This window comes from Klebsiella sp. JB_Kp042, assembly GCF_040065275.1.
GTDB classification, from domain to species: domain Bacteria; phylum Pseudomonadota; class Gammaproteobacteria; order Enterobacterales; family Enterobacteriaceae; genus Klebsiella; species Klebsiella quasipneumoniae.
The window spans coordinates 83,622-104,728 of sequence record NZ_JBEAJL010000027.1 but is presented as its reverse complement, the minus strand read 5'-3'; the positions used below and the strand labels follow the sequence as shown (position 1 = coordinate 104,728).

Sequence of the window (21,107 nt, the reverse complement as noted above, 5' to 3'; positions counted from 1 at the left end):
TTACGACGTTAATCGTCAATTAGTCAGAGCAAGAGTAAAACAATGAAAGTGTAAAAAACAGTTTCTCACCAATTATGGAGAAAATAAGGAATTTGAACGAGGAATTGCAATAAAAAATAAATAACCTACTGTTTTGCAGAGAAATTATGGAGAGTATAAAGGAGGAGAGATTAAAAACAAAGCATTTTACCAGGAATAATCTGCAAATTTACGCTGGCGCACGAAAAAATAAGAAGATGTAAAACGACGCGCGAAATTAAGCAGGCCGCCCGGCGGACGGCTTGCCCTCAGGGTAATTTTTCCAGCATCAGGCCAGCGCGCAGCCCCCTCGCCACCGCCGGATTGGGAAACAGAACATACTCCGGCTCTGCCCCCACCACATACCGCATCTCCCCCTCCTCCGCCAGCAGCGTGCCTGGGGCGAAGGGGGTGAAGTTCAGCGTCCGATCCGCCATATGCAGACGGAAATCGTCGCTATGGCGGGTGATCTGCTGCACCACCCGGTAGCGCAACGGCGCCGGGGCGTCGGCAATGGCCAGATCCCCCACCAGCAGCCGGGAGATAGCCCCCTCGGCGGCGGCAAACTGCGTCAGATCGTTTTCCCCCAACGGCAGCGCTTTGCCCAGCTCAAGGGTGCAGGCCAGCGCCGCGAACCGCTCGCAGCTGAAGTGGGTGAAGGTCCCGCCTGGCTGGCGATGAAACACCAACGCCTCCAGCCCGGCGCCGCCCAGCCAGTGAAGATAATCCTCCTCCCAGGGCGTATCGCGGGCCGGGAGCACCCCAAAGCGCGGATGCAGCGACCCGCGAATCGCGGTATGCAGATCGAGGTGCCAGCGCGGACCATCGTGGTCGCGATAGAAGCGGCCCACCGTCTGCTCCAGCCGCTGCGCCCGCTGCGTCTCCTCGCTGGCCGGGAATTGCCGCCAGCGCTCGCCAAACATCCGGTTCATATCGCTGTGCAGATAGCGTTTATTCGCCCGCAGCGCCGGCGGGTTACCGACGATCACCAGCAGCCGCCAGCGCAGGGGGAGTTCCTCCCGAACCAGCCGCTGCACCAGCCGGTCGACAATCTCCACCGGCGCCGTTTCGTTGCCATGGATGGCGCAGGAGAGCACCAGCCCCCGCTCGCAGCGCGCATGCGGCGTCAGCTCAAGGATCCCCTCTCCAAGCCAGTGCCAGCGAAAATGGGCCGTCTCGCCGTGAAAGTGATGGGGCAAACGCCCCGCCAGGGTTAATGCCAGAAAGTGTTCCACCGCGCCCCCTTATTGCTGAAATGGATAAACCGAACCGAGCTGCAGGATCTGGGTCAACCGATCCAGCGCGTCGCGCCCTTCCCGCAGCAGCTGGGGGTCGGCGAGGTCGGCCTGGGTGAGACGATCGCGATAGTAGCGATCCACCCAATCATTGAGGGTGGCAAACAGCGTATCGTTCATCAGGACGTGCGGATTGACCGCCTGATACTCCTCGGCCGTCAACACTACCCGCAGGCGCAGGCACGCCGGACCGCCGCCGTTGGCCATACTCTCGCGCAGATCAAAAACCTGCAGCGCGGCGATGGGGTTATCCCCGGCCAGCAGCTCATTGAGATAGTTCCACACGCCCGGATGCGCCTGGGCTTCCTGGGGCAGAATCAGCGCCATGCTGCCGTCCGCCCGGCTCAACAGTTGGCTGTTGAACAGATAGGTGGCAACCGCCTCTTCCACCGTGACCCGGCTGGCGGGAACCACCAGCGGGGTGAAGCCCGGCACCTGCTGCGCCAGCTGCTGCAAAACCGCGTTCTGGTCGGCAAAGGCTTGCTCATGGCAGAACAGGACCTGACGATTGCTCACCGCGATGACATCGTTATGAAAAACCCCCATGTCGATCGCCGCCGGATGCTGGCGGGCGAAGATCAGCTGGCGGGGATTGACCTGGTTAAGGCGCGCCACCGCCTGGCTGGCCTCAAGGGTTTGCCGCGCCGGATAGCGACGCGGCGCCTCTTCGCTTCCCCGGCGGCGGCCATAGACAAAGAGCTGAACGCCCGGGGCGCCATATTCGCCACCGAGACGGTTATGGTTCGCCGCCCCTTCGTCGCCAAACCATGCCGAGGCAGGCAGCGCCGGGTGGATGGCAAATCGCGTGCGGTCCGGGAATATCGCCTGCAGCAACGCTCCGGTGGTGGGGGCTTCGCTGGCGCGGTGGAATTTATCCTGCAGATTCGCCACCGTCAGGTGTACCAGGCCATCCAGCGAATCGGCGGAGGGACAGACCGTCGCGGCGTTCGCCACCCACATCGCCGAGGCCGAACTCACCGCCGACAGCAGATCCGGTTCCTGCTGAGCCGCGCGAGCCACCACCTGTTCATCGCTGCCGCTAAAGCCCAGCTGACGCAGGAGCGGCACGTTGGGCCGCTCCTGAGGGGGGATCACCGCCTGCGGATAGCCGGCGTCGGCGAGGGCTTTCATTTTTTTTAGCCCCTGCTTTGCCGCCAGCTGCGGGTTCGACACCCGAAAGCGGTGCCGGGTGGAGGCCTCATTGCCAAAGGAGAGCCCGGCGTAGTGATGGGTCAGTCCGGGCAGACCGTCAAAGTTGACTTCGCGGGCGGTCATGACGCCTCCCCGGCCCGAAAGTCGAGCCCCGGATTGAGACTGGCGGGCAGCGTCAGGGTCGGCGATTCGAGACTGGCCATCGGCCAGGCGCAATAATCGGCGGCATACCAGGCCCCGGGGCGATGATTGCCAGAGGCCCCGGTGCCGCCGAACGGCGCGGTACTCGCCGCCCCGGTCAGCGGTTTGTTCCAGTTGACTATCCCGGCCCGCGCCTCGAGCAGCAGCCGATCGAACTTCTCCCGTTCCGGGGAGATTAACCCGCAGGAGAGCCCGAAGCGGGTGGCATTGGCCAGGGCAATCGCCTCCTCGAAAGTGTCGTAGCGCCAGACGCCAAGCAGCGGGCCGAACACCTCTTCATCCTCGACCTGGGCCACGTCGCTCATGTCGACAATCCCCGGCGTCAGCAGCGACGTCCCGGCCTGCAATAAGCGCGGCTCCAGTAGGGTGGCTGCGCCTGCGGCGACCCGCTGCAGCCAGGCCTGATGCACTTTCTGCGCGGCCTGTTCAGAGATAAGCCCGCCGAGAAACGGCTGCGGCTCAGCGTCCCATGCCGCGGGGATCAGCCGTTGGCTCACCGTCACCAGCCTGGAGAGGAAAGCATCTCCCGCCTCTCCGCGCCGGACCAGCAGACGCCGGGCGCAGGTGCAGCGCTGGCCGGCGGTAATAAAGGCGGACTGGATGGTCAGATGCACCGCGGCATCGACGTCCCGCGGATCGTCGACGATCAGCGGGTTATTGCCGCCCATCTCCAGCGCGAGGATCTTCTGCGGCTGTCCGGCCAGCTGGCGATGCAGATGAAAACCGGTGGTCGAGCTGCCGGTAAACAGCAGCCCGTCGATATCCGCCTGGCCGCTGAGCGCCTCGCCGGTTTCCCGACCGCCCTGCAGCAGGTTGAGCACCCCGGCGGGCAGGCCGGCCTGCTCCCACAGCTTTACCACCGCTTCGCCACTGTGCGGGGTGAGTTCGCTGGGTTTAAACACCACGGTATTGCCCGCCAGCAGCGCTGGCACGATATGCCCGTTCGGCAGATGGCCGGGAAAGTTATAGGGGCCAAAGACCGCCAGCACGCCATGCGGCCGGTGACGCAGCGTCGCGGCGCCATCGGGCAGATCGCTGTGCTGTTCGCCGGTGCGGGTGTGGTACGCCTTCACCGAGATCGCCACCTTGTTGATCATCGCCGTCACTTCCCCGGCCGCCTCCCAGCGCGGCTTTCCGGTCTCGGCGCCGATAATCGCCGTCAGCTCCGCCTTGCTGGCCTCCAGCAACGCGGCAAACTTTTCGACGATGACCTGGCGGTCGGCAAACGGCAGCCGCGCCCAGGCCGGGAACGCCTGGCGGGCAGCCGCCACCGCCTCGGCGACCTGCCCGGCGTCCGCCGCCTCTCCCTGCCAGACAACCTTCAGGTTGACCGGATCCTGTTTGCTGAAGCGCGGCCCATCGCCGGGCCGCCACTCGCCGTTAATCCACAGACTCATGCGGTTTTCTCCTCAGGGATCAGGCGCACCATGCGCACCTGGTCGCCGGCATGACACTTCAGCATATCCAGCTCGCGGGCGCTGAGGGTCAGGGTGTCGCCATCCGGGTCGGCATGCACCAGCAGGGCGCGGAACTGGTGGTACTGTTCGTTCGCCACCAGGCACAGCGGTCCGTCGCCGGGCGGCGTTTCGCCGGCCTCGGTGGTCACCAGACGGCTTTTGCGGATCGCCCGCACCCGGTCAATATCGCACTCCAGGGTCGGGCCGCCGTCGAAAATATCGATGTAGTTCAGGTAGCGGAATCCCTCTTTCTCCAGCACCGTCCGGGCCGGGGCGGTCTGCGGGTGGACCTTGCCGATCACCGCCTGCGCCTCGGGGGTGAGGAAATCGATATACAGCGGGTGCTTGGGCATCAGGGCGGCAATGAAAGCCTTCTGTCCGGTGCCGCACAGGTAGTCGGCGCGGGAAAACTCCATGGCGAAAAAGCGTTTGCCCAGGCTCTCCCAGAACGGGGAATAGCCGTGCTCGTCAATCACCCCGCGCATCTCGGCAACCACCTTCTCATTAAAGCGCTCGCGAAAGGCGGCCATAAATAAGAAGCGCGATTTCGACAGCAGATAGCCATTGCCCTCTTTGCGCCACTGCGGGTCGAGGAACAGGGTACACAGCTCGCTGCTGCCGGTGTGGTCGTTACTGAGAAACAGCGTCGGCAGCGCCTGATAGACGTTAAGCTCCTTCGAGGCATGGACCTGGGTGCCGACCCGGTAGTTGTACCAGGGATCGTTGAGCCCCACCGCCACCTCTATCGCGCAGATGCCCACCACTGCGCCGCTCTCGCTCTCTTCCAGCACAAAGACATAGCCCTGCTCGCTTTTCGGCAGCTCGCCGCGCCAGGTTTGCTGTGAGCGGGCGATCCGCGCCGCGAGGGTGGCTTCATCCACCGGCAGCGAGGTCAGCCCGCCGCCGGTCTCCGCCGCCAGCTTCAGCAGCCCGGGCAGATCGCCCGGCTCCACCGGTCGAATAACCATCATGATGAAACTCCCGCCAGGAATCGCGCGCAGGCCCGCTCGACGCGATCCAGCCCGCTGTTCACCTCTTCTTCACTGACGTTCAGCGCCGGCGCGAAACGCACCACGTTGGCGCCGGCGATCAGGATCATCACACCCTCTTCCGCCGCCAGGTTGCTGAGGGTTTTCGCCTTCCCGGTCCAGGCGTCGTTCAGCACGCAGCCGATCAGCAGCCCCAGGCCGCGGATCTCCTTGAACAGACCATAGCGGGCGTTGATCGCCTGCAGGCGTTCGCAAAACCACTGATGGCGCTGTCTGACGCCGGAGAGCACTTCCGGGGTATTGACGATCGACAGCAGCTCGCCGGCCACCGCCCCCGCCAGCGGGTTACCGCCGTAGGTGGTGCCGTGGGTGCCGACGGTCATCACGCTGGCGCAGGCCTCTGTCGCCAGCAGCGCGCCGATGGGGAAGCCGCCGCCCAGCGCTTTGGCGGTGGTCAGCACATCGGGGGTCACGCCGTAGTGCATATAGGCATACAGTTCGCCGGTGCGCCCGACCCCGGTCTGCACTTCATCGAAAATCAGCAGGGCGTTGTGCTGGTCGCAAAGCTGGCGCAGGCCGCGTAAAAACTCGACGCTGGCCGGCACCACGCCGCCTTCGCCCTGCACCGGCTCGACGATCACCGCGCAGGTTTGGTCATTGATTAAGGCCTTTGCCGACGCGAGATCGTTAAACACCGCATGCTGGATCTGCGGCGGCAGCGGGGCAAAATCGCGGGAGTAGGCCGGCTGACCGCCTGCCGAAACGGTGAACAGCGTCCGCCCGTGGAAGGCGTTCTGGAAGGCGACAATGCCGCTTTTCTCGCTGCCAAAGCGATCGTGGGCATATTTACGCGCCAGCTTGAGCGCCGCCTCATTGGCCTCGGCCCCGGAGTTACAGAAGAAGACCCGGTCGGCGAAGGTGGCATCGATAAGCATTTTGGCCAGACGCAGGATCGGCTCATTGGTATAGCCATTGCCGGTATGCCAGAACTTGCCAGCCTGATCGGTGAGGGCCTGCACCAGCCGCGGATGCGCATGCCCCAGCGCGTTCACGGCGATGCCTCCGGCAAAATCGATATACTCTTTGCCCTGCTGATCCCACAGCCGCGACCCGGCGCCCCGCACCGGAATAAACGCCGCTGGCGCGTAGACCGGCATCATCCATTCATCAAAGTGGTTACGCGTAATTGACTGAGACATATCGACCTCTTCCGGTAAATTAAAAGTAGCAATAATGTTAATAAATATGAGTTATTACGCTGTAAATGTAGATTGCACGGTTCGTGCCAGCCAGCGATAAAAATGCATAAACCGGATGAGATAACGAAATATCAATGAGTTACAACCTGGCGCTATTCACATAAAATGCATACTTAGTGAATAAGTATCCGATAAAGGGGGATGAACAGTGATTAAAGAAGATAAGTTATGCAAAGGTAAGATATAATTCTGTAATTGTGATCTTCTGCGAAATTTATCGTAGCTATTTGCCCTTTTTTGACGCGGCGTGCCCGCAAAAGGGGCACCCACGGCACGCTCATGCGCAGCGATTGGCAGAATGACGCATCGGATGGCAGCCAGCCTGGCGAATTTCTGCTACCATCCCTGCACTATTCACCTTGCACAGTGGCAGCGACTATGAAATTCGTCTCTTTTAATATCAACGGCCTGCGCGCCCGCCCACACCAACTGGCCGCCATCGTCGAAAAGCACCAGCCGGACGTGATTGGCCTGCAGGAAACCAAAGTTCACGACGATATGTTCCCTCTCGAAGAGGTCGCCAGACTCGGCTATAACGTCTTTTATCACGGCCAGAAAGGCCATTATGGCGTCGCTCTGCTGACCAAAGAGACGCCGATTGCCGTCCGCCGCGGTTTCCCGGACGATGGCGAAGAGGCTCAGCGCCGCATCATCATGGCCGAGATCCCGTCGCCGTTCGGTAACGTTACGGTGATTAATGGTTATTTCCCGCAAGGTGAAAGCCGCGATCATGAGACCAAATTCCCGGCCAAAGCGGCGTTCTATCAGAATCTGCAGAACTATCTGGAGACCGAGCTCAATAAAGAGAATCCGGTGCTGATCATGGGCGATATGAACATCAGCCCTACCGATCTCGACATCGGTATCGGTGAAGAGAACCGCAAACGCTGGCTGCGCACCGGCAAATGTTCCTTCCTGCCGGAAGAGCGGGAATGGATGGACCGCCTGCTGGGCTGGGGCCTGGTGGATACCTGGCGTCAGGCTAACCCGGACAATCAGGAGCACTTCTCGTGGTTTGATTACCGCTCCAAAGGCTTCGACGATAACCGCGGGCTACGCATCGACCTGCTGCTGGCCAGCCAGCCTCTGGCCCAGCGCTGCGTGGAGACCGGAATCGATTATGAGATCCGCGGGATGGAAAAACCGTCCGACCACGCGCCGGTGTGGGCCACCTTCCGGCCGTAAGCCACGTCCTGACCTGCCTCCCGCCGCGCGGGGGGCAGAATTTCCTGAGCAAAATCAACAAAGCGACGGTAAACCATTGTGGCCGTCGTCTGAACAGGATACTGTCGCGCGCACTTTTTAATGTCCACCGCGTCCAGGCTGTACAGGAGACCCCTTCATGAAAAAGAAGCCATCATCCGGCCATTGGTAAAGGGCTGGGACTCATCGCGCTGGCGGCCACGCTGGCCGTTATCAGCCACCGCGTCGGTCTCCACGATCTGCTGACTCACCTGCATCTGCTGCAGGAGACCCTGCGCCATCAGGGCGCCTGGGGCTATCTGGTCTATGCAGCGCTGTTTATCATTGCCACCCTGTGCCTGATCCCCGGCAGCCTGCTGGTGATCGCCGGCGGGATGCTCTTCGGCCCGCTGACCGGCTCTCTGCTCTCGTTTGCCGCCGCCACTGTCGCCTCTTCGCTATCGTTTTTGATCGCCCGCTGGCTTGGGCGCGATCTGCTGCAGCGCTATGTGGGCCATACCGCCGTCTTCCAGGCCATTGAGCGCGGTATCGCCCGCAGCGGCAGCGATTTTCTGATCCTCACCCGCCTGGTGCCGCTCTTTCCCTACAACATTCAGAATTACGCCTACGGCCTGACGGCGATCCCCTTCTGGCCTTTTACCCTGATCTCCGCCGTGACCACCCTGCCGGGCCTGGTGATCTATTCGGTGATGGCCAGCGAACTGGCTCGCGAGGGGGCGACCTTCGCCTTCGCGCTCAAGCTGAGCCTCGCCGGCGGGCTGCTGTTTGCCCTGGTGCAGATGGGCAAACGGTTTGCCCGCGCCCGCCGTGTGGCAACGCCCGGCGAGGAGGTGCGCCATGACCCGACCTGATCGCCGTCACCTGCGCCGCGCCCGGCTGGCCCTCGCCGTGGTGGCCGTTGCCGCTCTGGCCGCCTGGCTGTGGTTCCCCGGCGGGCGAGCCTTTCTGCAGCACAGCCTGACGGCGCTAGCGTCGCTGGATCCCCAGCATGTTAAAGACTTTATCGCCGCCTGGGGGGCGCAGGCGGCGCTGGTCTCTTTTGCGCTGATGATCCTCCAGGCGATCGTCGCCCCGCTGCCGGCCTTCCTGATCACCCTGGCGAACGCCGCGCTGTTCGGCGCCTTCTGGGGCGGCGCGCTGTCGTGGTTCAGCGCCATGGTCGGCGCCGGGCTCTGCTTCTGCATCGCCAGAGCGCTGGGGCGCGAGGTGGTGGAGAAACTCACCGGCCGCACGGTGCTGCGCAGCGTCGACGGCTATTTTGCCCGCTTTGGCCCGCAGACGATCCTGGTCTGTCGCCTGCTGCCGTTTGTCCCTTTTGATCCGGTCAGCTATGCCGCCGGACTGACTTCGCTGCGCTTCTGGCCCTTTATGCTGGCCACCGGCGTGGGACAGCTGCCGGCGACCATCGTCTATTCCTGGGCCGGGAGCCTGCTGACCGGAGGCGCCTTCTGGCTGGCCACTGGCCTTTCGCTGCTTTTTGCCCTGGCGGTGGTCATCTCCATCGCCAAAAATATTTACCGTGAACGTCATAAGAGATCGTCGCCATGAGCTTACCCCCGCTGGATACTGTCCCCCTGATCCTTCGTCCGCAGGCCTGGCTGCACCGTCGTCATTACGGCCAGGTACTGAGCCCCATTCGCTGGTGGGGACGGATCCCGTGGCTGTTTTACCTGGTCTCGCTGTTCGTGGGCTATATTGAACGCCGCCGCTCGCCGCTGGATCCGGTGCTGCGCTCGCTGGTCAGCGCCCGCATCGCCCAGCTGTGCCACTGCGAATTCTGCATCGATATCACCAGCATGACCCTCGCGGCGCGGAGCGGAGGCCGCGACAAACTGCCGGCGGTCGCCGACTGGCGCAACAGTACGCTGTTTAGCGAGCAAGAGCGTCTGGCGCTGGCCTATGCCGAAGCCGCCAGCCAGACGCCGCCGGAGGTGGATGATGCCCTGCGCAGCGCGATGGCGGCGCATTTTGACGCCCGGGCGCTCACCGAGCTGACCGCCCTGATTGGCCTGCAAAATTTATCAGCGCGGTTCAACGCCGCGATGGCGATCCCGGCCCAGGGGCTGTGCAAGATCCCCCCCTCTTCCCCGCACAATAAGGAGTAATGATGCGCCGTTTGCGTGATTTCAGCCTCTGTCTGTACCTGCTGCTGCTCTGGCCGCTGGTGGTGAATGCCGACGACAGCTGGCGGCAGACCCAGACGGAAGCCCGTGGCCAGACCGTCTGGTTTAACGCCTGGGGCGGCGACCCGGCCGTCAACCGCTATCTGGCGTGGGTCAGCGAGGAGGTCAAACGCCACTACGCGATCGACCTGCGTATTGTCCCCATCGCCGACGCCGCCGACGCGGTGAAACGCATCCAGACTGAGGCGCAGGCTGGCCGTCGCCGCGGCGGTTCGGTGGATTTGCTGTGGATCAACGGCGAAAACTTTCACACCCTAAAACAGGCCAACCTGCTGCTCACCGGCTGGGCCGAATCGCTGCCCAACTGGCGCTATGTCGATCGGCAAAAGCCGGTTCAGGAAGATTTTTCTGTCGCCACCGAGGGCGCCGAGTCGCCGTGGGGCAGCGCCCAGCTGACGTTTATCGCCCGCCGCGAACAAACCCCGCAGCCTCCCACCAGCCCGCAGGCGCTGCTGGCCTTCGCCAGAGCCCATCCGGGCAGCGTAACCTACCCGCGGCCACCGGACTTCACCGGTACCGCCCTGCTGGAGCAGCTGCTGATCGCCCTCACCGACCAGCCTGCCGCCCTGCGCCAGCCGCCGCAGACGGCGACTTTCGCGGCGGTCACCGCCCCGCTGTGGCGCTATCTCGATGCGCTGCACCCTACGCTGTGGCGGGCGGGCAAGGATTTCCCGGCGTCGCCGGCGCGGATGGACGCCATGCTCAACCAGGGCACCCTCCGCCTGTCGCTGACGTTTAATCCGCTCCATGCCCGGCAGAAGGCCGCCAGCGGGGAGTTACCGGCGGACAGCTACAGCTTCGGCTTTACCGGAGGGACCCTCGGCAACGTCCATTTCGTGACTATCCCGGCCAACGCGCGCGCCGTCGCCGCCGCCAAAGTGGTGGCCAATTTCCTGCTCTCCCCTGAGGCGCAATTGCGCAAGGCGGATGCCGCCGTCTGGGGCGATCCAAGCGTTCTGGACCCGCAGCGTCTACCTGACAAGCAGCGACAGGCGCTGGCGGCCACCCTGCCGCAGGATCTGCCGCCGGTGCTTGCCGAGCCGCACGCGGCATGGGTTGACGCACTGGAGCAGGAATGGCTGCGCCGCTACGGTACCCACTGATCCTGCTGGCCTGGGGGACGATGGCGGCAATCTATCTGCCCTTATTCCCCGCCGCCGCAGGGCTGGTGTGGCCGGCGCTCTCCCCGGTCCACTGGCGGGCGCTGTTCGCCGACCCGCAGCTGGGCCAGGCGCTGGCCGCCACCCTTGTTTCCACGCTGCTGTCCGTCGGCGGCGCGTTACTGATCGCCCTGACCATCGTCGCCGCCCTCTGGCCTTCGGCCCGCTGGGGGAGGCGCGCCTCGCCGACCAGGCGACAGCGCTAAAGAGCCTCGGCTACGGCCGCTGGCAGTGCCTGCGCTGGCTGGTGCTGCCTGGGCTGCTGCCCGCCCTCGGCATGGTGCTGTTGGCCGCCGCGGCCTGGAGCCTGTCGACGGTAGACGTCGCCCTGGTGCTGGGGCCCGGCAATCCGCCCACCCTCGCCGTGCTGGCGTGGCAGTGGTTAAGCCAGGGCGATGACCTGCAGCAGGCGAAAGGGGCGCTGGCCAGCCTGCTGCTGCTGGCGATCCTCGGCGGGCTGGCGCTGGTCGCCTGGGGCGGATGGCGGCTACAGCGTCGACGTCTGCCCGATCTGCGCGGCGTTCGGCATCCCCATCCCCACGCCCTGCCCGGCCGCCTGCTGGCGAGTGCCCTGCCGCTGAGCGGCCTGCTGTGCGCGCTATTGCTGGCGGGGCTGGCGCGCTCGGCGCCGCCACAGACCGAGGCATTGATTAACAGCCTTGGTCTGGCGCTGGCGGCCTGCGCCCTCGGCGCGGCCGTCTGCCTGCTGTGGCTGGCCTGCGGCCCGGCGCGGGGAGATGGCTGGGTCTGGCTGCCGCTGGTGCTGCCGGCCCTGCCGCTGGCCGACGGCCAGTACCGGCTGGCGCTGTACGCCTGGCTAGACGGCGAATGGTGGACCGTCCTGTGGGGCCATCTGCTGTGGGTGGTGCCGTGGATGCTGTTTATTTTGCGCCCGGCCTGGCGCCAGCGCGATCCGCGGATGGCGGTGATCGCCCGCACGCTCGGCTGGGATCCCACGCGTATTTTCTGGCTGCTGACCCTGCCCTCGCTGACCCGCCCGCTGCTAACCGCCCTGGCGGTGGGTTTCTCGGTAAGCATTGCGCAGTATCTGCCAACGCTATGGCTGGGGGCAGGCCGTATCCCGACGCTTACCAGCCAGGCGGTGGCGCTCAGCAGCGGCGGCGAGGCGCAGACGCTCGCCGCCCAGGCGCTGTGGCAATTACTGCTGCCGGCGGTATGCTTTACCCTGACGGCCCTGCTGGCCTGGCTGGCGGGCCGCTATCGACGAGGACTTCGCTAGTGCTAACCGTAAACCATCTGACCCTGAGCGTGAAACGTCAGCCGCTGCTGCGGGAGGTCGCCTTCTCGGTGTCCCCGGGTGAAGTGCTGACGCTGATGGGCCCTTCCGGCAGCGGAAAATCGACGCTGTTTGCATGGATGATTGGCGCTCTGGCCGGCGACTTCCGCGCCGAGGGCGAGCTGTGGCTCAACGATCGGCGCTGCGATACGCTGCCGACGGAGCGCCGGCGCATCGGCATCCTGTTTCAGGACCCGTTGCTGTTCGACCATTTCAGCGTCGGGCAAAATTTACAGCTGGCGCTACCGGAAAGCGTGCGCGGCGAGGCGCGGAAAGCCGCGGTGGAGCAGGCGCTCAGTCGCGCCGGGCTGCATGGCTTCGCCGCGCGCGACCCGGCCACGCTCTCCGGCGGACAGCGGGCGCGGGTGAGTCTGCTACGCGCCCTGCTGGCGCGCCCCGAGGCGCTGCTGCTGGATGAGCCCTTCAGCCGCCTGGATGCTACCCTGCGCGCCGCGTTCCGCCGCTGGGTATTTGAGGAACTGGCCCGCCAGGCCATTCCGGCAATCCTGGTGACCCACGATCGCGAGGACTGTCCGCCGACGGGGCGGTGCCTGGCGATGGAGCGCTGGCAATGAAGCGCAATAGCGTGCAAACCTGCGTTACCGCAAAGAAATCAACGCCTGGCAAGCGGAGAATACGCCCTCCACTTTTTACCGTCGGGCATTTCGATGAAACGTGTTTCTCAATTGACCGCACTCGCCCTGCTCATGGGGCTTGCTGCTACCACCACCTGCGCCGCTGAAACCATGCCAGCGCTCACCCTCTCCCACCTGCAACAGCAGCACGGCGTGGCCATCGACACCCGCCTGAGCGCTTATTACAACGGCTGGCCGCAGCACGTCAACGGCCCGGAAGGGCATGAGCCGCAGGCGCTGAACCTTTCCGCCCGCTGGCTCGGCGCCATGAGCGACGAGCAGCTCCAGGGCTGGGCTAAGCAGCACCAGCTCCAGCCCGATACCCCCATCGCGCTGTACGGCAGTCCTGAGGATAACGCCAGCGTCGCGGCGCGACTGAAACAAGCGGGCTTCACCCGGCTCAACGTCCTGAGCGACGCTCTGAGCCAGGGCGACCGTCTGCAAAAGCTGCCGCACTTTGAACAGCTGGTCTACCCGCAGTGGCTGCACGATCTGCAGCAAGGGAAAAGCGTGGCTGCCGCCCCGGCCGGCGACTGGAAAGTGTTTGAGGCCGCCTGGGGAGCGCCGAAGCTCTATCTGCTGAGCCATATCCCGGGCGCGGGCTATATCGACACCAATGAGGTGGAGAGCGAACCCCTTTGGAATAAAGTGTCCGATGCGCAGCTGAAGGCGATGCTGGCGAAGCACGGCATCCGCCATGACACCACGGTGATCCTCTACGGTCGCGACGTCTACGCCGCGGCGCGGGTGGCGCAGATCATGCTGTACGCCGGCGTCAAAGACGTGCGCCTGCTGGACGGCGGCTGGCAGACCTGGTCCGACGCCGGTCTGCCAGTGGAGCGCGGCATGCCGCCGACGCCGCAGCCGGCGCCAGATTTTGGCGCGCCGATCCCCGGCCAGCCGCAGCTGATGCTGGATACCGAGCAGGCCCGCGGCCTGCTCCACCGTCAGGACGCCTCGCTGGTCAGCGTCCGCTCGTGGCCGGAGTTTATCGGCACCACCAGCGGCTACAGCTATATCAAACCGAAGGGCGATATCGCCGGCGCCCGCTGGGGCCATGCCGGAAGCGACTCCACGCACATGGAAGACTTCCATAACCCGGACGGCACCATGCGCAGCGCCGACGATATCGCTGCCCTGTGGCGCCAGTGGAACATCCTGCCTAACCAGCAGGTGGCGTTCTATTGCGGGACCGGCTGGCGGGCCTCGGAAACCTTCATGTATGCCCGGGCCATGGGCTGGCCGCACGTCGCTGTCTATGACGGCGGCTGGTACGAATGGAGCAGCAACCCGCACAATCCGGTCGCCCGCGGCGAGCGCGGCCCGGAAAGCAGCCAGTAACGCGTCCCACCCGCGCGCGTCGCCCCCTGCCGGCGACGCGCGATTTTCCGCTCACGCCACCCGCTTTAAGGTCCGGTAGCCGCTGGCGATACGCGTCGCCGTCGTCAGCCAGCATAGCGCGCCAAACAGCCACGCCAGCCAGGCGAAATGCGCCGGAAACAAGCAGCTGAGGACAAACAGCAGGATAGTCTCCGTCCCCTCCGTCAGCCCCCCGAGATAGTGCAGCGATTTATGGGCATAGCCGGGATTGGCGATCTGGTGCTTTGCCGCCAGCGCGGCAAAGGCGAGAAAGCTGCTGCCGGTGCCGATAAAGGCAAACAGCAGCCAGCCGCCCGCCAGGGCGTTATTCTGCGGATCCGCCAGGATAAAACCGAACGGCACCAGGGCATAGAAGAGAAAATCCAAAGAGATATCGAGAAAACCGCCGGCGTCGCTAAGCCCGCGCCGCCGCGCCAGGGCGCAGTCCAGGCCGTCCAGCAGGCGGTTGAGAAGAATGGCCGCCAGCGCCGCGCCATACCATCCTAATGCCAGAAATGGCAGAGCCAGCGCACCGATGGCAAAACCGAGCAGCGTCAGCCCGTCTGGCGAAATACCCGGGCGGTCAAGCGCGCCGGCGGCAGCGTTAAGCAGAGGTTTGAGGCGAGGATGCAAGTGGCTATCAAGCACGGGGGTCTCCAGCAGAGTTGGCGGTTGTCAGTAAAGGTCTATGGCGGTGATAATAGGCCAGTTTGGTCTTATTAACGTTGATGCTTATGCTAAAAATGATTGAAGTTGTCGCCGCCATTATTGAACAGGATGGCAAAATTCTGCTGGCGCAGCGCCCGCCCCACGCCGACCAGCCGGGAATGTGGGAATTCGCCGGCGGCAAAGTGGAGCCGGGCGAAAGCCAGCCGCAGGCGCTGGCCCGGGAGCTGCGGGAGGAGATGGGCATCATCGCCCACCCGGCATGCTATATCGCCAGCCATCAGCGAGAAGTCTCCGGTCGCCAGATCCATCTGCACGCCTGGTGGGTACCGAACTTTCAGGGCGTGCCGCTGGCCCACTATCACAGCCAGCTGCGCTGGTGCCTTCCTGCCGACGCCTTAACCCTCGATCTCGCCCCGGCCGATATCCCCCTCCTGCACGCCTTTATCGCCCAGCGCCCGTCCCTTTCTCCCCGCTGATCGGCTCGCCGCCTCGTCATCGTTTTTAGTTATGACGGGCGGGCAATTATAAATTTTGCTGACGGCTTAATTTTTCCTTGCTTGCCTAAGGATTAGCGGTGTTATAGTCGGAAAATCGGTTTTTTCAAGGACCGAATCATAATAAATACACGCAACCACAACCATAAGGGGAACTTATATCTATGGATCAGACGTGCACTCTGGAAGGCTTTCTCACCCGCGTTCAACAGCGCGATCCTCATCAAACCGAATTTGCTCAAGCCGTCCGGGAGGTCATGACCACCCTGTGGCCTTTCCTTGAGGAAAATCCGCGCTATCGTCAGCTTGCTTTGCTGGAACGTCTGGTGGAACCGGAGCGCGTGATCCAGTTCCGCGTGGTGTGGGTGGACGACCGCAATCAGGTCCAGGTCAACCGCGCGTGGCGCGTGCAGTTCAACTCGGCCATCGGCCCGTATAAGGGCGGGATGCGCTTCCATCCGTCGGTGAATCTGTCGATTCTCAAATTCCTTGGCTTCGAGCAGACCTTCAAAAACGCCCTGACCACCCTACCGATGGGCGGCGGGAAAGGCGGCAGCGATTTCGATCCTAAAGGCAAGAGCGATGGCGAAGTGATGCGCTTCTGCCAGGCGCTGATGACCGAGCTCTATCGCCATCTTGGCCCGGATACCGACGTACCGGCGGGCGATATCGGCGTCGGCGGCCGCGAGGTCGGCTTTATGGCCGGCATGATGCGCAAACTCTCTAACAACAGCGCCTGCGTCTTCACCGGTAAAGGCCTCTCCTTCGGCGGCAGCCTGATCCGTCCGGAAGCCACCGGTTACGGCCTGATCTACTTCACCGAAGCAATGCTCAAACGTCACGGCCTCGGCTTCGAAGGCGCTCGCGTGGCGGTCTCCGGCTCCGGCAACGTCGCGCAATACGCCATTGAGAAAGCGATGGAGCTCGGCGCGCGGGTGGTCACCGCCTCCGACTCCAACGGCACCGTCGTTGACGAGGCGGGCTTCACCAAAGAAAAACTGGCCCGCCTGATCGACATCAAAGAGCGTGCCCACGGCCGGGTGGCCGACTACGCCCGCGAGTTTGGCCTCACCTATCTCGAAGGCCAGCAGCCATGGTCAGTGCCGGTGGATATCGCCCTGCCTTGCGCCACTCAGAACGAACTGGACGTCGATGCCGCCCGCCAGCTGATTGCCAACGGCGTGAAGGCCGTGGCGGAAGGCGCCAACATGCCGACCACCATCGCCGCGACCGATCTGTTCCTTGAAGCTGGCGTGCTGTTTGCCCCGGGCAAAGCGGCCAACGCCGGCGGCGTGGCGACGTCCGGTCTGGAGATGGCGCAGAACGCCGCACGCATGGGCTGGAAAGCGGAAAAAGTGGATGCCCGCCTGCATCACATTATGCTGGATATCCACCACGCCTGCGTGCAGTACGGCGGTGAAGCGAAGCAGACCAACTACGTGCGCGGCGCCAATATCGCCGGTTTCGTGAAGGTGGCGGATGCCATGCTCGCCCAGGGCGTGATTTAACCTCCCCTGACGCCCTCCCGGCGGCTGCCCGCCGGGAGGCGTCTCACGACGTCATCGTGATCACCACTTTCCCCAGATGCTGACCACTGTCCAGACAGGCATGCGCTTCGGCAATCTCCGCCATCGGGTAGCTGGCGTAGATCATCGGCTTGCATTTCCCTACCTCAAGCAGCGGCCAGACGTGGCGCCGCAGCGCCTCGGCAATCTCCTGTTTCTCCGCCGTCGTCCGGCCGCGCATGGTGGAGCCGGTGACGGTCGCCCGCTTGAGCATCAGGGTCTGAATATCCACCTCATGAGCGATTCGCCCGCCCATAAAGCCGATGATCACCAGCCGTCCATCCTTTTTCAGTAACCCCAGGTTGCGGTTAAAGTAAGGGCCGCCCACGATATCCAGAATGACATCCACCCCTTCATCGTTGGTCAGTTGGTGAATTTTCTCTGCGAAATCTTCGGTTTTGTAGTTGATCGCCGTGGCGTAGGGTCGCAGCGCGGCAATTTTTTCGTCCTGGCCGACGGTGGCATAGACGCTCATCCCCAGCGCGTGACACAGCAGGACCGCGGTGGTGCCAATCCCGCTGGCGCCGCCGTGGATCAGAATGCTCTCGCCGGACTGCAGCTTACCGAGCTGGAAAACGTTCGCCCACACCGTGAAGAAGGTTTCCGGAATGGCGGCCGCTTCGCTAAAGCTGAGGCCCGCCGGGATCGGCAGCGTCTGGCCTGCCGGGACGGCGCAGTATTCGGCATACCCGCCGCCGTTGGTCAGCGCGCAGACGCGATCCCCGGGGGCAAAGGTTGTGACCTGCGCGCCGACCTTCACAACCACGCCCGCCACCTCGAGGCCGGGCACGGGGGTGACACCCTCAGGCATGGGATACAGCCCCTGGCGCTGCAGAATATCCGGCCGGTTGACGCCCGCCGCTTTCACCTCGATGAGCACCTCATGCTCCCCGACGGTGGGGATCTCACCTTCGCGGATCTGCAATACTTCCGGGCCGCCCGGTTGGCTGATAGCGATATATTTCACGGGTCCTCCTTATCGCCTGGGAGAGAAATGAGCAACGGCATCGGGAAGGGCAATGGGCATCCCTGTTCTGAGGGGGTCGTCACCCCTTCCCGGCTGTTTAGTGTAGACCATTGACCTGGCGGGGGGAGAAACGGCGGCCGCGGGGAAGCGCATCCTCGCGGCCGCCGGGCGGGTTATTGCGGCGGCGGCGCGGCATCGTCTGCCGCTTTTTTGCCTTTCGCTTTGCCTTTGCCCTTACTGAAGGATTTTTTCGCCCCGCCAGGCGCCACCAGACCGCGGAACTGGCGCACCGGCGTGCTGCGCGCCTGCTCGATCAGCTGATACAGCGTCCCCACCAGCGGCTGCATAAAGTCCTGATAGCGGCACTGTTTCTCGCTGATTTGCGTCAATACCGACTCCCAGTGGGCGGTCATGTCCGGTCGCCCGGCCATCTCCGGCAGGGAATGAATCAGCGCCCTTCCGGCCTCCGAGGAGTGAATATAGCGCCCCTTTTTGCTCAGGAAACCGCGCTTAAACAGCAGTTCGATAATCCCGGCGCGGGTCGCTTCGGTGCCGAGGCCGTCGGTGGCGCGGAGGATCTTCTTCAGATCTTTATCCTGCACGAAGCGGGCAATCCCGGTCATCGCCGACAGCAGCGTGGCGTCGGTAAAGTGGCGCGGCGGCTGCGTCTGGCGCTCCACTACCTCGCCCCTCTCGCACAGCAGTTCATCGCCTTTGGCCACCACCGGCAGCGGCGTGCCGTCGTTCTCTTCATCGCGCTCTTTGCTGCCAAGCAGCGTCCGCCAGCCCGCCTCGGCCAGAAAACGCGCTTTGGCGACAAATTTGCCGTTGGCGATCTCAAGGTCAATCTGGCATTTACGGAACACCGCGTCAGGGCAGAACTGCATCAGATACTGCCGGGCGATCAGGGTGTAGACCTTCGCTTCGTTATCGGTGAGTTTGACCTGGCTGCTGCGGGCGGTCGGGATAATCGCATGGTGCGCGTCGACCTTTTTATCATCCCAGCAGCGGTTGCGGATCTCCGGATCCACCACCGGCTGCGGCAGCAGATCCGCCGCATGGACGGCAATCGCATTCAGCACCGCATGGCGGCCGGCGAAATGCTCTTCCGGCAGGTAGCGGCTGTCCGAACGCGGATAGGTGATGAGCTTGTGGGTTTCATACAGCTTCTGGCAGATATCCAGCACGTTTTGCGCGCTGAAGCCGAAACGTTTGGCCGCCTCAATCTGCAGCGCCGACAGCGAAAACGGCAGCGGCGCGGGTTCGGAATCGCGCTTATCGTTATAGCCGGTCACCAGCGCCGGCTGGCCTTCGATACGCTTAACCACGTGCTCGGCCAGCGGACGATGCAGCAGGCGCCCTTCTTCATCCTGGTAAGGTTCGCAGGCTTCGCTCGGCACCCAGGTCGCGACAAAGCGCTCCTCCTGCGGCGTGACGATATGCGCTTTGACGTCGAAGAAATCTTTGGCGACGAAGTTTTCAATCTCTTCATCGCGGCGCACCACCAGGCCGAGCACCGGGGTCTGCACCCGTCCCACGGAGAGCACCCCCTGATAGCCAGCGTTGCGCCCCAGCAGAGTATACGCCCGGGTCATATTGATGCCGTACAGCCAGTCGGCGCGCGCCCGCGCCAGCGCCGACACGCAAAGCGGCACAAACTCGCTGTTGGCGCGCAGGCGGTTGATCGCCCGCTCCACCGCCTGCGGGTTGAGATCGTTTATCAGACAGCGCTGCACCTGCTGGCGCTTCTCCGGCGCCAGCTGCAGGTAGTCGAGGACCTCGTCCACCAGCAGTTGCCCTTCACGGTCGGGGTCGCCAGCGTGGATAACCTCCTCGGCGTCGCCGAGCAGGCGCTTGATCACATTCAGCTGTTTGGTGACCGAAGGTTTGGGCTGCAACTGCCATTTCTCCGGCACAATCGGCAGGTCGGTGAGATTCCAGCGGGCATAGCGGCTGTCATAGACGTCCGGCTGCGCCTGCTCCAGCAGATGGCCGATACACCAGGTGACCACCTGCCCGTTGCCGCACTCAATATAGCCATCGCCTTTGCGGTGCGGTTTAGGCAACACATCGGCGATAGCCCGACCGAGACTCGGTTTTTCTGCAATAAACAACCGCATCGAATCAACGGATCTCGATCATCGGTCGCCCGCCGCGGGCGGTCACCAGTTCGCCGATGGCGGCCAGCTTAATACCGAACTCCGCCGCGGCGGCCTGGACTTCCGCCTCCGCCTCCGGGGTCACCGCCAGCAGCAGACCGCCTGAGGTCTGTGGGTCGCACAGCAGATCGCGCCACGCCGTCGGCATCTCGCCCATCAAATGGCCGTAGCTGGCAAAGTTGCGCCCGGTGCCGCCCGGCACCGCGCCGGCGGCGATATACTCCTCCACCCCCGGCAGTTTCGGGATATCGGCATAGCGCAGTTGCGCCTGCACGCCGGCCCCGCGGCACACCTCGCTGAGGTGGCCGAGCAGGCCAAAGCCGGTGACATCGGTCATCGCCTTCACCCCGTCGATAGCGGCAAACGCGGCGCCGGCGAGGTTCATCTGGCACATGGTCTCCGTCGCCAGCCCCTGATGCTCTGGCTTGAGCAGCGATTTTTTCTCCGCGGTGGTCAGCACGCCGATCCCCAGCGGTTTGGTGAGATATAGTTTGCAGCCCGCCTGCGCGGTGCTGTTTTTCTTGATGCGCTCGGTGGGCACCACGCCGGTGACCGCCAGACCAAAGATCGGCTCAGGAGCGTCAATGGAGTGGCCGCCCGCCAGCGCGATCCCGGCCTGCTGGCAGGCAAAGCGCCCGCCCTCCACCACGTCGCGGGCGATTTCCGGCGCCAGGGTGTTGATCGGCCAGCCGAGAATGGCAATCGCCATAATCGGTTTCCCGCCCATGGCGAAAATATCGCTGATGGCGTTGGTGGCGGCAATGCGGCCAAAGTCGAACGGATTATCGACAATCGGCATAAAGAAGTCGGTGGTGCTGACGATTGACGTGCCATTACCAAGATCGTAAACGGCGGCATCATCGCTGGTTTCGTTGCCGACAAGCAGGTTCGGGTCGACAAACTTCGCCTGCTCGCTATGCAGGATGGTTTCCAGCACTTTCGGGGAAATTTTACAACCACAACCGGCTCCGTGGCTGTATTGCGTTAAACGAATGGCTTGCTCGCTCATGGACATCTCCTGTCATTGCAATCCCGCTATGTTAGC

At 63.6% G+C, this 21,107-nt stretch carries 19 protein-coding genes and 1 pseudogene; 10 read left to right on the top strand and 10 right to left on the bottom strand.

The genetic code is table 11. The features are described 5' to 3' along the window. Positions 1-287: 287 nt before the first annotated feature. Genes astE through ABLV54_RS10475 form a run of 5 tightly spaced genes read right to left on the bottom strand, consistent with a single transcriptional unit; the run spans position 288 to position 6,311 of the window. On the bottom strand, positions 288-1,253 hold the full coding sequence (gene astE, locus ABLV54_RS10495; RefSeq protein ID WP_050533936.1) for a succinylglutamate desuccinylase: 966 nt from the start codon (positions 1,251-1,253) through the stop codon (positions 288-290). 9 nt (positions 1,254-1,262) lie between these two features. Next, positions 1,263-2,588 (bottom strand): N-succinylarginine dihydrolase, encoded by a 1,326-nt coding sequence (astB, locus tag ABLV54_RS10490; RefSeq protein WP_050533937.1) that lies wholly within the window; start codon positions 2,586-2,588, stop codon positions 1,263-1,265. Next, positions 2,585-4,063, bottom strand: coding sequence for a succinylglutamate-semialdehyde dehydrogenase (astD, locus tag ABLV54_RS10485; protein ID WP_050533938.1), 1,479 nt, complete (start codon positions 4,061-4,063; stop codon positions 2,585-2,587). Before astD ends, astB begins: the two co-directional genes overlap by 4 nt. Next, positions 4,060-5,094: an arginine N-succinyltransferase gene (gene astA / locus ABLV54_RS10480; protein ID WP_023289295.1), complete on the bottom strand. Its 1,035-nt coding sequence runs from the start codon at positions 5,092-5,094 to the stop codon at positions 4,060-4,062. The genes astD and astA overlap by 4 nt, the downstream gene beginning before the upstream one ends. Further along, positions 5,091-6,311 (bottom strand): aspartate aminotransferase family protein, encoded by a 1,221-nt coding sequence (locus ABLV54_RS10475; protein ID WP_050533939.1) that lies wholly within the window; start codon positions 6,309-6,311, stop codon positions 5,091-5,093. Before ABLV54_RS10475 ends, astA begins: the two co-directional genes overlap by 4 nt. 438 nt (positions 6,312-6,749) lie before the next feature. Between ABLV54_RS10475 and xthA the strand changes: the two genes are divergently transcribed. Further along, positions 6,750-7,556, top strand: coding sequence for an exodeoxyribonuclease III (gene xthA, locus ABLV54_RS10470; RefSeq protein ID WP_023289293.1), 807 nt, complete (start codon positions 6,750-6,752; stop codon positions 7,554-7,556). A gap of 155 nt (positions 7,557-7,711) precedes the next feature. Here the strand turns inward: xthA and ABLV54_RS10465 are convergent, their stop codons facing one another. Next, entirely contained in the window at positions 7,712-7,855 is a 144-nt protein-coding gene (locus ABLV54_RS10465) for a hypothetical protein (RefSeq protein WP_023289292.1), read from the bottom strand. Here ABLV54_RS10465 and ABLV54_RS10460 point away from each other — a divergent pair. From ABLV54_RS10460 to ABLV54_RS10430, 7 genes and pseudogenes are all read left to right on the top strand, one after another. Further along, positions 7,787-8,425: a TVP38/TMEM64 family protein gene (locus tag ABLV54_RS10460; RefSeq protein ID WP_225319979.1), complete on the top strand. Its 639-nt coding sequence runs from the start codon at positions 7,787-7,789 to the stop codon at positions 8,423-8,425. The genes ABLV54_RS10465 and ABLV54_RS10460 overlap by 69 nt on opposite strands. Next, positions 8,412-9,122, top strand: coding sequence for a TVP38/TMEM64 family protein (locus ABLV54_RS10455; protein ID WP_023289290.1), 711 nt, complete (start codon positions 8,412-8,414; stop codon positions 9,120-9,122). The genes ABLV54_RS10460 and ABLV54_RS10455 overlap by 14 nt, the downstream gene beginning before the upstream one ends. After that, positions 9,119-9,679 carry a carboxymuconolactone decarboxylase family protein gene (locus ABLV54_RS10450; protein WP_050533940.1) on the top strand — a complete coding sequence of 187 codons (561 nt, stop codon included), beginning with the start codon at positions 9,119-9,121 and terminating at the stop codon, positions 9,677-9,679. The genes ABLV54_RS10455 and ABLV54_RS10450 overlap by 4 nt, the downstream gene beginning before the upstream one ends. A 2-nt stretch (positions 9,680-9,681) precedes the next feature. After that, entirely contained in the window at positions 9,682-10,860 is a 1,179-nt protein-coding gene (locus tag ABLV54_RS10445) for an ABC transporter substrate-binding protein (RefSeq protein ID WP_050533941.1), read from the top strand. Beyond that, positions 10,833-12,157, top strand: a pseudogene (locus tag ABLV54_RS10440) (ABC transporter permease subunit). The gene ABLV54_RS10445 and the pseudogene ABLV54_RS10440 overlap by 28 nt, the downstream one beginning before the upstream one ends. Then, positions 12,157-12,789 carry an ATP-binding cassette domain-containing protein gene (locus ABLV54_RS10435; protein ID WP_044522403.1) on the top strand — a complete coding sequence of 211 codons (633 nt, stop codon included), beginning with the start codon at positions 12,157-12,159 and terminating at the stop codon, positions 12,787-12,789. The pseudogene ABLV54_RS10440 and the gene ABLV54_RS10435 overlap by 1 nt, the downstream one beginning before the upstream one ends. A 93-nt stretch (positions 12,790-12,882) precedes the next feature. Beyond that, complete coding sequence (locus tag ABLV54_RS10430; RefSeq protein WP_050533942.1) at positions 12,883-14,190, top strand: sulfurtransferase; 1,308 nt, start codon at positions 12,883-12,885, stop codon at positions 14,188-14,190. Positions 14,191-14,241: 51 nt separating this feature from the next. Here the strand turns inward: ABLV54_RS10430 and ABLV54_RS10425 are convergent, their stop codons facing one another. Continuing rightward, positions 14,242-14,856: a CDP-alcohol phosphatidyltransferase family protein gene (locus tag ABLV54_RS10425; RefSeq protein ID WP_050533943.1), complete on the bottom strand. Its 615-nt coding sequence runs from the start codon at positions 14,854-14,856 to the stop codon at positions 14,242-14,244. An 86-nt stretch (positions 14,857-14,942) separates the two neighbouring features. Between ABLV54_RS10425 and ABLV54_RS10420 the strand changes: the two genes are divergently transcribed. Together ABLV54_RS10420 and gdhA are read left to right on the top strand one after the other, a co-directional pair. Then, a complete protein-coding gene (locus ABLV54_RS10420; RefSeq protein ID WP_044523153.1) occupies positions 14,943-15,353 on the top strand; it encodes a pyrimidine (deoxy)nucleoside triphosphate diphosphatase in 411 nt (136 codons plus the stop codon). A gap of 182 nt (positions 15,354-15,535) precedes the next feature. Further along, the gene (gdhA, locus tag ABLV54_RS10415; protein ID WP_004176526.1) at positions 15,536-16,879 is read left to right on the top strand and encodes an NADP-specific glutamate dehydrogenase; all 1,344 of its coding nucleotides are present in this window, start codon (positions 15,536-15,538) and stop codon (positions 16,877-16,879) included. Positions 16,880-16,922: 43 nt separating this feature from the next. Here the strand turns inward: gdhA and ABLV54_RS10410 are convergent, their stop codons facing one another. From ABLV54_RS10410 to selD, 3 genes are all read right to left on the bottom strand, one after another. Beyond that, entirely contained in the window at positions 16,923-17,903 is a 981-nt protein-coding gene (locus tag ABLV54_RS10410; RefSeq protein ID WP_050533945.1) for an NAD(P)H-quinone oxidoreductase, read from the bottom strand. Between the two features lie 173 nt (positions 17,904-18,076). After that, on the bottom strand, positions 18,077-20,023 hold the full coding sequence (locus ABLV54_RS10405; RefSeq protein ID WP_023289280.1) for a DNA topoisomerase III: 1,947 nt from the start codon (positions 20,021-20,023) through the stop codon (positions 18,077-18,079). Between the two features lie 4 nt (positions 20,024-20,027). After that, entirely contained in the window at positions 20,028-21,071 is a 1,044-nt protein-coding gene (selD, locus tag ABLV54_RS10400; RefSeq protein WP_044522394.1) for a selenide, water dikinase SelD, read from the bottom strand. Positions 21,072-21,107: the final 36 nt, after the last annotated feature.

Bases quoted from the DNA above. Each gene is read 5' to 3' on its own strand.
- ABLV54_RS10430 (WP_050533942.1), top strand. From the start codon at position 12,883: ATGAAACGTGTTTCTCAATTGACCGCACTCGCCCTGCTCATGGGGCTT.
- ABLV54_RS10450 (WP_050533940.1), top strand. From the start codon at position 9,119: ATGAGCTTACCCCCGCTGGATACTGTCCCCCTGATCCTTCGTCCGCAG.
- astD (WP_050533938.1), bottom strand. From the start codon at position 4,063: ATGAGTCTGTGGATTAACGGCGAGTGGCGGCCCGGCGATGGGCCGCGC.
- ABLV54_RS10455 (WP_023289290.1), top strand. From the start codon at position 8,412: ATGACCCGACCTGATCGCCGTCACCTGCGCCGCGCCCGGCTGGCCCTC.
- xthA (WP_023289293.1), top strand. From the start codon at position 6,750: ATGAAATTCGTCTCTTTTAATATCAACGGCCTGCGCGCCCGCCCACAC.
- ABLV54_RS10445 (WP_050533941.1), top strand. From the start codon at position 9,682: ATGCGCCGTTTGCGTGATTTCAGCCTCTGTCTGTACCTGCTGCTGCTC.
- ABLV54_RS10405 (WP_023289280.1), bottom strand. From the start codon at position 20,023: ATGCGGTTGTTTATTGCAGAAAAACCGAGTCTCGGTCGGGCTATCGCC.
- ABLV54_RS10420 (WP_044523153.1), top strand. From the start codon at position 14,943: ATGCTAAAAATGATTGAAGTTGTCGCCGCCATTATTGAACAGGATGGC.
- ABLV54_RS10465 (WP_023289292.1), bottom strand. From the start codon at position 7,855: ATGGCGCAGGGTCTCCTGCAGCAGATGCAGGTGAGTCAGCAGATCGTG.
- ABLV54_RS10475 (WP_050533939.1), bottom strand. From the start codon at position 6,311: ATGTCTCAGTCAATTACGCGTAACCACTTTGATGAATGGATGATGCCG.
- astB (WP_050533937.1), bottom strand. From the start codon at position 2,588: ATGACCGCCCGCGAAGTCAACTTTGACGGTCTGCCCGGACTGACCCAT.
- gdhA (WP_004176526.1), top strand. From the start codon at position 15,536: ATGGATCAGACGTGCACTCTGGAAGGCTTTCTCACCCGCGTTCAACAG.
- astA (WP_023289295.1), bottom strand. From the start codon at position 5,094: ATGATGGTTATTCGACCGGTGGAGCCGGGCGATCTGCCCGGGCTGCTG.
- selD (WP_044522394.1), bottom strand. From the start codon at position 21,071: ATGAGCGAGCAAGCCATTCGTTTAACGCAATACAGCCACGGAGCCGGT.